11 protein-coding genes are annotated in these 12360 nt (G+C 45.7%); 7 read left to right on the top strand and 4 right to left on the bottom strand.

Going from position 1 to position 12360, the window contains the following annotated elements:
- Positions 1-1031 (top strand): DUF4062 domain-containing protein (locus tag JMY02_RS01365; RefSeq protein ID WP_227678360.1); only part of this gene is annotated, 1031 nt, incomplete at its 5' end.
- Entirely contained in the window at positions 1024-2727 is a 1704-nt protein-coding gene (gene rtcR / locus JMY02_RS01360; RefSeq protein WP_201594399.1) for an RNA repair transcriptional activator RtcR, read from the top strand. The genes JMY02_RS01365 and rtcR, both read left to right, overlap by 8 nt.
- Positions 2728-2762: 35 nt before the next feature.
- Here the strand turns inward: rtcR and JMY02_RS01355 are convergent, their stop codons facing one another.
- The 3 genes from JMY02_RS01355 to JMY02_RS01345 form a co-directional block, all read right to left on the bottom strand.
- On the bottom strand, positions 2763-3344 hold the full coding sequence (locus tag JMY02_RS01355; protein WP_201594397.1) for a hypothetical protein: 582 nt from the start codon (positions 3342-3344) through the stop codon (positions 2763-2765).
- 220 nt (positions 3345-3564) lie between these two features.
- Positions 3565-3777: a hypothetical protein gene (locus JMY02_RS01350; RefSeq protein ID WP_201594395.1), complete on the bottom strand. Its 213-nt coding sequence runs from the start codon at positions 3775-3777 to the stop codon at positions 3565-3567.
- Between the two features lie 135 nt (positions 3778-3912).
- A complete protein-coding gene (locus JMY02_RS01345; RefSeq protein ID WP_201594393.1) occupies positions 3913-4818 on the bottom strand; it encodes a LysR family transcriptional regulator in 906 nt (301 codons plus the stop codon).
- 210 nt (positions 4819-5028) lie between these two features.
- Here JMY02_RS01345 and JMY02_RS13690 point away from each other — a divergent pair, with 210 nt between their 5' ends.
- The 3 genes from JMY02_RS13690 to dld all read left to right on the top strand — a co-directional run bounded on the left by JMY02_RS13690 (position 5029) and on the right by dld (position 8501).
- The gene (locus tag JMY02_RS13690) at positions 5029-5169 is read left to right on the top strand and encodes a hypothetical protein (RefSeq protein WP_265087933.1); all 141 of its coding nucleotides are present in this window, start codon (positions 5029-5031) and stop codon (positions 5167-5169) included.
- A 3-nt stretch (positions 5170-5172) separates the two neighbouring features.
- Positions 5173-6732 carry an L-lactate permease gene (locus JMY02_RS01340; protein WP_265087932.1) on the top strand — a complete coding sequence of 520 codons (1560 nt, stop codon included), beginning with the start codon at positions 5173-5175 and terminating at the stop codon, positions 6730-6732.
- Positions 6733-6794: 62 nt separating this feature from the next.
- Positions 6795-8501, top strand: coding sequence for a D-lactate dehydrogenase (gene dld, locus JMY02_RS01335; protein ID WP_201594455.1), 1707 nt, complete (start codon positions 6795-6797; stop codon positions 8499-8501).
- A 161-nt stretch (positions 8502-8662) separates the two neighbouring features.
- Here the strand turns inward: dld and JMY02_RS01330 are convergent, their stop codons facing one another.
- Positions 8663-9490, bottom strand: coding sequence for an IclR family transcriptional regulator (locus JMY02_RS01330; protein ID WP_227678359.1), 828 nt, complete (start codon positions 9488-9490; stop codon positions 8663-8665).
- A gap of 206 nt (positions 9491-9696) precedes the next feature.
- Here JMY02_RS01330 and JMY02_RS01325 point away from each other — a divergent pair, with 206 nt between their 5' ends.
- Positions 9697-10881, top strand: a complete 1185-nt coding sequence (locus tag JMY02_RS01325; protein ID WP_201594391.1) for an acyl-CoA dehydrogenase — start codon at positions 9697-9699, stop codon at positions 10879-10881.
- Positions 10882-11108: 227 nt separating this feature from the next.
- A complete protein-coding gene (locus JMY02_RS01320; protein WP_201594451.1) occupies positions 11109-12317 on the top strand; it encodes a CaiB/BaiF CoA transferase family protein in 1209 nt (402 codons plus the stop codon).
- The last annotated feature ends 43 nt before the right edge of the window (positions 12318-12360 follow it).

Raw genomic sequence — 12360 nt, 5'->3', positions numbered from 1 at the left:
AAAATATATTTTACGAGGGACAGATGGATATGGACAAAAGATATCAAGTGTTTGTGAGTTCTACATTTGCAGACTTAAAAGATGAAAGAAGTAACGTCATTCAGACACTCATGGAAATGGACTGTATACCAGCTGGAATGGAGCTGTTTCCTGCACTAGCTGAAGAGCAATTCGAGTTCATCAAAAAGGTGATTGATGATAGCGATTATTACTTACTTATTATAGGTGGTAGATACGGCAGTTTGTCTGATGAGGGTATTAGTTATACAGAAATGGAATACGACTACGCTATCAATCAAGGAGTAAAGGTTATAGCGTTAGTTCATGGTAGTCCTGAAAAATTAGCTGTTGAGAAAGTAGAGATGGACTCTGAAGCTCAAGATAAGTTAGAAAAATTTAGGAATAAGGTAACTACAGGGCGTTTGGTGAAGTTCTGGAGTGACGCAAAAGAATTGTCAGGTCTAGTTGCGCTTAGTCTCCCTAAGACAATAAAAACCTATCCTGCTATAGGGTGGGTAAGAGGCAATCAGGCAACGGACAATACTGAACTGTTAAAACAGCTGAATGATCTTAGACAAGAAAATGATAAGCTTGAAAGACAGATTCAAGAGTTTCAGAAAGATCAAAATAGCATGTCGGATTTAGCTCAAGGTGATGATGAGGTTTCAATACAGGTTAAATGTAAGGTTATAGAAGGTGGACAAGAAAAACTTAAGTCTTGGAAGCAAGATGTAACTTGGAATAGCTTAATTAAATGTATTGGTCCAAAAATTCTCAAAAGAGAAAGAGAAAATACAATTTTTGATGCTTTAAGTGATTATGTAGTTTCGAGAAAATATGGGAAGTTCAGCTATTCGCAAATAGACTTTACGGATTTTGAAAAAATAAAAATTCAACTTCTAACTTTAGATTACGTTGACTTTACTGGTGTAGGTTCTACCAATTATTGGGAAATAACGCCTGAAGGGCAAAGATTTTTGCTGGAAATAATGTCAATTAAACGTGAAATTGATGGAAAAGATAATGAATAAAACCGCAGTTATCGGCTTTCTCGGCACCACCTTAGACAATGGTTTTAGTAGTAACCGCTGGCAACGCTGGCGTCCGACCGTAAGTCTTGGTCTACACGATGAGTTGCTCGTCGATGAGCTGCATATCTTGTATAGCAAACGTGATAAACGCTTATTTAAAATCATCGTCGATGATGTAGCGCAAGTCAGTTCACATACCAAAGTGATTGGTCACCACGTATCGTTATCTAGCCCGTGGGATTTTGCAGAGGTCTATGCCGAGCTGTATGACTTTGTCGCTGGATTTGATTTTCAAGATAAAACAGACTATTTGCTACATCTAACGACAGGCACGCACGTAGCGCAAATCTGCTGGTTTTTATTGGTGGAAGCGGGTTTTATTCCAGCAGATCTGATTCAAACGTCGCCTTGTCCAAGACCGGATCAAGCCGATCCGCAAGGTCGCTATCAAGTGATTGACTTGGATGTCTCACGTTATGATGGCTTGCGTGAACGCTTTGAGGCAGAAAAACAGCAGCATTGGCAAACACTGCAAGCCAATCTGGTCACACAAAATGTCGCTTATCAAAAACTAATATCTGATATCGAAAAGGTCGCCACGCGCTCGACTGCGCCAATATTACTGATGGGCGCGACAGGGGCGGGCAAGTCGCAACTGGCAGGTCAAATCTACGCCCTTAAGAAAGCCAAAGCGAGTAGCACCACACAAAGCAAGTACACGCTCGATAAATTCATCGAAGTCAATTGTGCGACTTTGCGCGGCGATACAGCGATGAGTGTGCTGTTTGGTCATGTTAAAGGCGCTTTCACAGGCGCGGCAACAAGTCGGGAAGGACTGCTGAAATCTGCCGATGGCGGTTTGTTATTCTTAGATGAGATTGGTGAGCTGGGTCTTGATGAGCAAGCGATGTTATTGACCGCACTGGAGGAGCAGCGTTTTTATCCGCTTGGTAGTGATACGCCAATTAGCGTGTCGTTTCAATTAATGGCGGGCACTAATAAAGACTTGCGCCAAGTGGTTGCTGATGGTGAGTTTCGTGCGGACTTATTTGCAAGGCTCAATACGTGGACGTTCTTCTTGCCGTCACTAAAAGATAGGTTGGAAGACTTACCTGCCAATATCGACTATGAGCTGGCGCGTTTGGGCAGTGAGCAACAGCAGCAATATCGATTCACACTAGAGGCAAGACAGCGATATGAAAGCTTTGCCATGAGTGCGGACGCAACATGGCAAGGGAATTTTCGCGATTTGACCGCCAGCATGATTCGGCTGACTACACTTGCTGAGAGTAAAGTCATTCGCAATGATGACGTGCAAGCGGAGATTGAGCGCTTAACGCACCTTTGGGGATTGCCAAATGTATCAAATGTCTCGAATGGTTATAATAATTTGACTAAAAATAGCCTAAGCAATAATAAATTTAAAATCGATTTAGACAGTAAGACCATCGAGCAGGGTAGCGGCAATATTTTGAGCCAATACCTTGATGAAGAAACCTTGACGACAATTGATCCTTTTGAGGCAATGCAATTGGCATACGTAATTACGGTTTGTATTAATCATAAAAACCAAGCAGCAGCGGGGCGCTATTTGTATGAGCATTCGCGTGATAAGCTAAAAAGTCCCAATGACAGCGACCGTCTGCGTAAGTATTTGATGAAGTTTGGGCTTAAGTTTGATGAGTTGGGTATGTGAGTATGATTACTATTTTACAGCCTCTAAATCATCATCTACGCGCAGCCTTCCCATAACCGTAATGCAGACTCAAGGCCAATGCTGATATCAGTCACGACGCCATTATCCACTTGATATTTAGTACCTAAGCTTTGATTATCACTTTCGTACCAATAGTAGACAATAATATTCTCATTCGCTGTGCCATAAGGGCTGTCTGTGACTTCAGGTTGTTGACCTTGATGCTCAGCGTATAGTTGCTCTAGCGTGTCACCCACCGTGACCCCATAGGCAGATGCAATGTCTTTACTTGATGTGCCTATTTCAACCACCTTGTTGTCGATGATTATATAGTCAGCTGCAGGATGCGCACTGCTTTGCGCACTAAAGCAGCCCTCTATACCATCAGTACTTTGGGTCAGTAGCTGTGGGTCGAAGGTTGCGCCAATTTTTATATTATCGTAGGCGTTTTTAGTAAAAGAGCCTGACGGCGAGATATCCGTAGTGGTGCGGTCATCGACTTTGACTTTGGTACTTGTATCAGTGATGGCGTCTGTCTGTGGCGTACAGCTGGTTAAGACCAAAAGTAGCGCCGTCATTACGCCTATCATTCGGTACGAACTCACATGTAAATTCATCGCTATCTCCTCAGCTACAGTTTACTCCCCATCCGCAAATAATAACCAGATTATAGAGGGGTTTTGATATTACGCTTTAATATGATGGATTGAAAAATTTCATCCTAATACGTCAAGTAATATCTTCTGACATCATTCATTTAAGCAAATTTCATTTGCTAGAAAACTTTACCATTTAGTTTTCCTGACCAGTTGTTAGTCAACACGCATACATCCAGCACTAGAACTCATACCCACGTACCACAGGTTTATCTGCAGCAAAATCAATCTCATAATTATAATATGCCTCTTTTTGATCGATAATGCCATTGCCGTTATTGTCTGATTGAGTGATAAAGTAATAACGAGACATCTGCGGCATCCATTTGCTTTCCTGTTCAAACTCATTATCAGGGCGCAACTTAATGAGTGATCCGCCGCTATTATCACTCATGTATAGCGCTATCATTATTAGCTTGCTGACAAGCACTAAAAGAGAAGGTCAACAGTAAAAAACCATTAAGACTATGCAGGATAGTTTTCTAATCTGACTGTTATCGTGAGTATTCATAAACCATCCTAATTGAATTTAGCAGTAATACGCCTGCTTTCGCTCCAGTGATGTTTGCAAATGCGCGACGAGTAGCTTGAGCTTTTGATCAGGTTGGCGTGACTTGGGGTACACCGCATACATCCCCATCCGTTTACGGGTAAAGTCTTGCAAAATTTGCGTTAAGGTCCGTCGCTGAAATGCCTTATATACCAGTGCTTGCGGTAGAAAAGTAATGCCCAAATCGCTCAGCGCGGCGTGTTTGATGGCGCTTAAATGATTGCTGTGAAAGCGGCCATTGACGGGTAGTAGCAGTTCAGCGCCATCTTCATATAACGGCCACAAGTCGCTACTGGTGTTATCAAATTTATAGATGAGACATTCATGGTTTTGCAGTTGGGCGGGGGTTTGCGGCGTACCATATTTGTTGAGGTAGTTTTGGGTGGCGCAAATCACCCACTGACTGTCTATCAGGCGTTTGGCAATCAGCGAGGAATCTTCGAGTTCCGCCGTTCGGATAGCTAAATCAAAGCCGTCTTCAACCAAATCAATCAGGCGATTGGTAATGTGCAGCTCTATCGATATCTCAGGGTATTGTTTGCAAAATTCAGCGATCGCCTCGCTTAATAACAAATCAGACGATACTACTGGTGCAGTGATGCGGATATGGCCTTTCATATTTTTGCCGTAACCAGTAACGGCATTTTCGGCTTCATAAAAGGTAAGTTGAGCCAGTTTGGCTTTGTGATACAGCGTTCTGCCCGCATCGGTCAAGCTGAGTTTTCTAGTGGTTCGATACAGAAGTTGTGCATTTAAGTTGGCTTCTAGGCGGGCAATACGCTTGCTAACCACAGAATTGGTTAAGGCCAATTTTTCCGCGACTTTGGAAAAGGATCCTTCATCCACCACCAGAACAAACAAAACCATGTCATCAGCTTTAGCCATATCTGTTCTCTAATCGGGGTAATAAATTTCTGATTATAGCAAAAAAGGAAAATAGTATTGTCGTTTGCTGCCATTTATCTCTGTATTGGCAAGGAGTAGAGTGTGGTAGTTCAGTCCTAATCACAATTGAGACACAAGAGGTGATCGAGTGATTATGTGGACACAAGGTTCAAAGCAGGGAAGTACATACGACAACAGGGAGAGGAAATTTTGAATCAGACAGTCTATGGGCTACTCGCCCTATTGCCAATCATACTCAGTGGCATATTTCTTATCGGTCTACAATGGTCGGCCAAAAAAATCATGCCGATTGTTTTGGCAGTGACCGCTGCGCTCGCACTTTTTGTTTAGGACATGACATTTAACCGCGTGTCGTCCTCTATTCTGCAAGGGACCGTGATTACGATATCGGTATTATGGATCGTTTTTGGCGCCCTGTTTTTATTAAATACCCTAAAATACACGGGCGCTATCGCGGTGATTCGTGCAGGCTTTATCAATGTATCGCCTGACCGCAGGGTACAAGCTATCATTATCGCATGGTGCTTTGGGACGTTTCTTGAGGGTGCAGCAGGCTTTGGCACGCCTGCCGCGATTGCTGCACCGCTACTGGTAGCGATTGGCTTTCCTGCGTTGGCAGCGGTGCTCATGGGGATGATGATCCAAAGTACACCTGTATCGTTTGGTGCGGTAGGGACGCCGATTGTCATTGGGGTCAATAAGGGTTTGGATACGGTGGCAATCAGTGGTCTACTGGCCCAAGAGGGCATGCAATGGGAAGAGTTTCTACAACTGATCACCACCCAAGTGGCGATGATTCACGGCGTGATTGGAACATTTATGCCGCTGCTGATGGTGATGATGCTCACCCGCTTTTTTGGTAAAAACAAAAGCTGGAAAGAAGGATTAGCCATTTGGCTCTTTGCCATCTTTGCAGGGTTAGCCTTTACCGTGCCTTACGCCTTAACGGGTATTTTCTTAGGTCCTGAATTTCCATCGCTTGTGGGCGGACTGGTCAGTGTGGCGATTGTTATTCAGGCGGCTAAGAAAGGGTTTTTGGTGCCAAAGACCACATGGGACTTTGAAGCCAAAAGTAGCTGGCCAAGCGATTGGATGGGCAAACTGGTGGTCAGTAAAGAAGATGTTGCCACGCCAGCAGGCAAGACCATGTCTACGGTAATGGCATGGTTTCCTTATTTACTGGTGGCGCTGCTACTGGTATGTTCAAGAATCTTTACTGGCTTTAAAGACTTACTCAGCAGCGCGACGCTAGACTTTAATACGATTTTGGGCGAGGCTGATATCAGCGCAGGCTTTAGTCCTTTGTATTTACCTGGCGGGTTATTGTTAATCAGTGCTTTGATAGCGGCTTTTGTGCAAACCAAAAACCCAACGCGTGCGCTAGGTGATGCCTTGAGCGAGTCAAGTAAAACCGTCTTAAGCGCAGGGTTTGTGCTTATTTTTACCATTCCTATGGTTAGGATTTTTATCAACTCTGGGGTAAATCTATCAGATGTCGCGAGTATGCCAGTCGCTAGTGCCGAGCTGTTTGCAGGAACATTTGGTAGTGCTTTTCCGCTCATCAGCTCGACCATCGGTGCGTTGGGTGCGTTTATCGCAGGCTCGAATACCGTGTCAAACATGATGTTCAGTCAGTTCCAGTATGAAGCCGCCATCAGCTTACACATCTCGCCCTCACTCATCATCGCCGCGCAAGCCGTTGGCGCTGCAGCGGGTAATATGATTGCGATTCACAATGTAGTGGCGGCATCAGCAACCGTCGGACTGCTTGGGATGGAGGGTGCGACGCTAAGACGCACCATCTTGCCGACCATTTATTATGTGCTGTTTAGTGGCATCATTGTCATGGCTGCCATTTATATCTTTGGTTTTCAAGGACCGTTAACCTCATGAGTGATCAGCGGATAAAAGAGCAGACTATGAAGAATTATCTATCAAAAGCAACAGCCAACATCATGTTGAGCGCGGCTCAGGTTTTGGCCAAATTAACCGAGGTATTGGGCGCCGCTAATATACAGGCAGATCCAGCAAAAAACGAGCACTACCGCATGGGCTGGCGCTCAGGCGGTGGCAGTGCGCTTGCAGTTTTGTTTCCGCAAACGCTACTGGATATGTGGCGCAGTCTGGAAGTTTGTGTCGAGGGCAACTGTATTATCATTATGCAGGCAGCAAAAACTGGACTAACCGAAGGTTCGACACCCAGCGGTGATGACTACGACAGACCGGTGGTAGTTATCAATACGCTCGCGATAAACAAGCTATATTTAATCAATGATAATGAACAAATCATCAGCCTACCCGGTACGAACCTTCATCAGCTGCAATATGAGCTAAAAGCCGTTAATCGCGCGCCGCATTCGGTGATTGGCTCATCGACCTTGGGCGCGTCGATCGTCGGCGGCGTCTCCAACAATTCGGGTGGTGCGTTGGTCAAACGAGGCCCTGCTTACACGGAGCTGTCGCTGTTTGCTCAGATTAACGAGCACGATCAGCTGGTATTGGTGAATCATTTAGAGGTCGATTTAGGTGATACGCCTGAAGCGATACTAACCAACTTGCAAAACGGCGATTTCGACAAATTACAACTGCCGCAAAGCAACAAACTGGCCTCAGATAAAGAGTATATCGCCAGAGTACAGGACGTCGATGCCAATACGCCCAGTCGTTTTAACGCCGACAAACGCAGGCTGTATGAAGCCAGTGGCTGTGCGGGCAAGTTGGCCGTTTTCGCTGTGCGTCTTGATACCTACCCAACAGCGACCAAAGAGCAAACCTTTTATGTCGGTAGCAATAGTGTGCATGAGCTGGCACAGCTGAGACGTCAAATACTATCAAGCTTTAAAAACGTCCCTGAAGTGGGCGAGTATATGCACCGTGATATTTTTGATGTGTCTGCTAAGTACGGCAAAGACACCTTTTTGAGTATCAAACATTTGGGCACCAATGCTTTGCCCAGATTGTTTTCCATTAAAGGCAGTATTGATGCCAAATTGAGTAAGTGGTCATGGCTGCCCAAACACCTGACGGATAAAGTCATGCAAATGATCGCCCAAGTATTGCCGCAGCATTTGCCCAAGCGCATGCTTGACTACCGCAGTCAGTATGAGCATCACCTGATTATTAAAATGAGTGATGAAGGGATACACGAGGCACAAGCATTTTTAAAGTCGTTCTTTGCGGACTCAGAAATAGGCAGCTATTTTACCTGTACGCAAGCCGAGTCAGAGAGTGCCTTTTTGCATCGTTTTGCTGCGGCAGGCGCGGCTTTGCGCTACGAAGTCATGCACGAAGAGGACGTGGGAGAGATATTGGCGCTCGATATTGCCATACCGCGTAATGAGCTTGCGTGGCTAGAAAATCTGCCGGACAGCATTAGCCAACACTTAGAAAAAAAGCTATATTATGGCCACTTTTTTTGTTATGTGTTCCATCAAGACTATATCTTAAAAAAAGGCAGTGATGCCAAGCAGGTCAAAAAGATGATGCTTGAGCTGTTAAATAAGCGCGGTGCTAAATACCCTGCGGAGCATAACGTTGGCCACTTATATGATGCCGAGCCTGATTTGCAACATTTTTATGAGCGCCTAGATCCTACCAATACCTTCAATCCCGGTATCGGTCACCTACCAAAAACCAAACGCAACTGCTCGTGCTGTCTATAATTCGGTTGTCCGTTATTTAAATGAGCAAGTACTAGGGCGTGTCCCCATTTAGTGATTAAACGTTTGAATTAGGGACACGCCCTAGTATTAGTATAGGTACTATTCATGCGATATTTGTACTATAAGAAGACATGTAATGAGAAATAGATCATTGCTCATTGCTAAACTCCACTCCCAATCCGCTCTGCCAATGCCTGCAATTTTGGCACTATCATCGCAGCATAGTCGTCCGCTTCCCAGTTAGCACTTGGCACACTGGCATTGAGTGAATACGAGTATTGTCCTGTTGCGACATCATACACGCCAACCGCGACCGCCAAAATATCAGTAGAAAACTCCCCATCAGAAACGGTATAGCCGTATTGCTCATAGTGCGTTGCTGCTTGAGTAAGCGCGGTCTGTGCGTGAATGTAATCCTCAGTAGATAAATTTTCTTCAAGATGTCTAGTAATCACTGCCTGTCTCGCAGGTGAGCTTGCTGCATAAAACGCTCGCCCAATCGCTGTGCGTGCCACGGGTACGGCTGAGCCAACCTGCAAGTTAACTGATAGACGGGCAGGGCTACGACAGCAGGCATGATAGCGCATCTCTCCTTCGACTTCGGTCGCTAGATTCACCGATACCTCATTGTCGCTAGCGAACTGTCTCAGTAATGGCTCAGCGTAGGCCACCATGGCATGACGACTCCACGCGGTTGCGCTTAGACGCACCGCACTACTGCCCAATTGATACTGTCCGTATTCATTGGTACGTAAAAATCCGAGCGTGGTCAAGGTATGAATCAGGCGAGTAATGGTTGCTTTGGGCAGGTTTGTCATCTGACACAGTTGCTGATGGGTAAGGCGCTCATGATGCTCAAAGGCAGCCAGTATGACCAATCCACGACCCAGTGCCGTCACAAACTGTCGGTCATTATCCTCCTTGCTTTGACCCATCAGGTTATCCATTCGTTCGAGTAATGAGGTAGCGGTCGATGTAGGTGTTGTCATTTTATTTCCATTTCTCTTAATGCTTATTTTTTTTAATCGCTATCTTTTTAATAAAGGTTTACAGAGTGGCGAAAGTTTGCTTAAATGGTTTTATTAAGTGAAACTAAGTTTCGCACAGCGGAATAAAGAAGTCAATGACTTATCAAACCAATTCATTTATTCATCACTATTCGTCAGTCAGGATGACTGATATCAAGGAGATCCACATGGCAACATCTACCAGCCCACGCTTTGATTGGGAAGATCCTTTTTTACTACGTGACCAGCTCACAGAAGAAGAGCGTATGGTCACGGACAGCGCTCATCAGTTTTTTCAAAAAGAGCTCATGCCGGGTATCGTTCAGGCCAACCGTAATGAGCATTTTGATCGCAATATCATGCGCCAAATGGGTGACATGGGCTTGCTTGGTGTGACCATCGAGGGCTACGGTTGCGCGGGTCTATCTAGTGTTGCTTATGGGTTGATTGCCAAGGAAGTGGAAGCGGTCGACTCGGGCTACCGCTCAGCGATGAGCGTGCAGTCAAGCCTCGTGATGCATCCGATCTGGGCGTATGGCACAGAGGAACAAAGAGAAAAGTATCTGCCAAAACTTGCCACAGGTGAATACGTGGGCTGCTTTGGTCTGACTGAGCCTGACTCGGGTTCTGATCCTGCCTCAATGTCGACGCGTGCGCGCGCCGTCGATGGTGGTTATGAGCTGACGGGTAATAAAATGTGGATTACCAACAGTCCTATCGCTGACGTGTTTGTGGTCTGGGCAAAAGACGATGCGGGTGATATTCGCGGTTTTGTTTTAGACAAAGGCATGAAAGGGCTATCTGCACCGAAGATTGAGGGCAAGTTCTCACTACGTGCATCCGTCACGGGTGAGATCGTCATGGACAAGGTGTTTGTCCCTGAAGCCAACGCTTTACCAGATATTCGCGGGCTAAAAGGGCCCTTTGGCTGCCTAAATAAAGCGCGTTATGGTATCGCTTGGGGCTCGATGGGTGCCGCTGAATTTTGCTGGAAAGCGGCGCGTCAATACACGCTAGATCGTAAGCAGTTTGGTCGTCCACTGGCCGCGACGCAGTTGGTACAGTTGAAGCTGGCCAATATGCAAACGGAAATTACGCTTGGTCTACAAGCGGCGTTACGTGTCGGTCGTTTAATGGATGAAGACAATGCCGCGCCTGAAATGATCTCACTGATTAAGCGCAACAACTGCGGTAAGGCGCTTGATATTGCTCGTATTGCGCGTGATATGCATGGCGGTAATGGTATCTCTGATGAGTTCCATATCATTCGTCATGTCATGAACTTAGAAGCTGTCAATACTTATGAAGGTACGCATGATATTCATGCGCTGATCTTGGGCCGTGCCCAGACGGGTATTCAAGCATTCTTTTAATTACTTTTAGCTAATAATGTTTAACAAAGCTATCCTTTATTGCGTACGTTGCTGCTTGGCTTTTTGTTAAAAAGAGCGTCAACAGTAGCGTACGTTTTTCAGTTGTTATTCATCATTTATTTATCAGTGTGTGTCATTAAAAAATACGAAAAAGTACATGATGAATAGCAATTTCTAATCAGAAGATCGAAGAATACGCCACAGATGAAGGGAATCTCATGACAGATATGACGGATATGGCCGATACACTAAAGGGTGCATTGCATGGTGTCAAGGTGCTCGATTTATCAAGGGTATTGGCAGGCCCTTCTTGTACACAAATTCTCGCCGACCTTGGGGCTGACGTCATCAAAGTTGAGCGTCCACATATCGGTGATGAGACACGCCACTGGGCACCGCCAATATTCAGCGATAATACATCTGCTTATTATGCCACTATTAACCGCAACAAAAAATCACTGACTGTAGACATTACCACGCCAGCAGGTCAGACCATTATCAAGCAACTCATCGCTGACAGTGATATTTTGGTAGAGAACTTTAAGGTCGGCGGTCTAAAAAAGTACGGCTTAGATTATGACAACCTCAAACAAGACAATCCGCGCTTGATTTATGCGTCTTTGACGGGTTTTGGGCAGACAGGGCCTGATGCCAAGCGTCCCGGTTATGATTATATTATCCAAGGTTTATCAGGGCTGATGAGTATCACCGGCCCTAGTGATGGCGAACCACACAAAGTTGGCGTGGCTGTCGTTGATTTGTTTGCAGGGTTGCAATTGACCATTGGTATTCAAGCGGCGCTATTGGCGCGTCAACATACTGGACTTGGGCAACAGGTGGATGTGGCTCTATTAGACAGTGCGCTTTCTATGCTGGCCAATGTCGGCATGAATCATTTGGCGTCGGATAAAATACCACCAAGACTGGGCAACCAGCATCCCAATATTGTGCCTTATCAAGTGTTTGCTGCCGAAGGGGAGGCGCACTTCATTTTGGCCTGTGGCAATGATAGCCAGTTTGCCAAACTGTGCGAGGTATTAGCAGTCGATTGGCATAGAGACGACCGTTTTATGACCAATCCTGCTCGTGTCACTCATCGTGAGCTGCTATGTGACGCGCTTACCGAACGGTTTGCCCAGCAACCGCGAGCATATTGGTTAGCGGTTTTGGATCAGGCGGGTGTTCCGTGCGGGGCGATTCATAACGTGGCTGAAGCATTGGCCATGCCGCAAGCACAAGCGCGGGAGATGGTGATTGATTTTGCGGCACAAGGCAGTCCGGTACGCGCGCTTGGCAATCCCATCAAATTATCTGCATCACCTGTCAGTTATCGCACCCCGCCACCGCATTTGAGCGAGCATACCGACAGTACACTTGCAGATTTGGGTTATGACAGCGAGATGATCGCTAAGCTAAAAGCAGACGGCATTATTTAAAGTGCGCTAAATGTTCAACACGCCCTATGCTGTAGAGCATCAA

The organism is Psychrobacter vallis, assembly GCF_904846715.1.
In the GTDB taxonomy this organism is placed as follows: Bacteria; Pseudomonadota; Gammaproteobacteria; order Pseudomonadales; family Moraxellaceae; genus Psychrobacter; species Psychrobacter vallis.
This window is presented reverse-complemented; position numbering and strand designations above follow the sequence as displayed.

Bases quoted from the DNA above. Each gene is read 5' to 3' on its own strand.
- JMY02_RS01340 (WP_265087932.1), top strand. From the start codon at position 5,173: ATGACATTTAACCGCGTGTCGTCCTCTATTCTGCAAGGGACCGTGATT.
- JMY02_RS01320 (WP_201594451.1), top strand. From the start codon at position 11,109: ATGACGGATATGGCCGATACACTAAAGGGTGCATTGCATGGTGTCAAG.
- rtcR (WP_201594399.1), top strand. From the start codon at position 1,024: ATGAATAAAACCGCAGTTATCGGCTTTCTCGGCACCACCTTAGACAAT.
- dld (WP_201594455.1), top strand. From the start codon at position 6,795: ATGTTGAGCGCGGCTCAGGTTTTGGCCAAATTAACCGAGGTATTGGGC.
- JMY02_RS01330 (WP_227678359.1), bottom strand. From the start codon at position 9,490: ATGACAACACCTACATCGACCGCTACCTCATTACTCGAACGAATGGAT.
- JMY02_RS01345 (WP_201594393.1), bottom strand. From the start codon at position 4,818: ATGGCTAAAGCTGATGACATGGTTTTGTTTGTTCTGGTGGTGGATGAA.
- JMY02_RS01350 (WP_201594395.1), bottom strand. From the start codon at position 3,777: ATGAGTGATAATAGCGGCGGATCACTCATTAAGTTGCGCCCTGATAAT.
- JMY02_RS01355 (WP_201594397.1), bottom strand. From the start codon at position 3,344: ATGAATTTACATGTGAGTTCGTACCGAATGATAGGCGTAATGACGGCG.
- JMY02_RS01325 (WP_201594391.1), top strand. From the start codon at position 9,697: ATGGCAACATCTACCAGCCCACGCTTTGATTGGGAAGATCCTTTTTTA.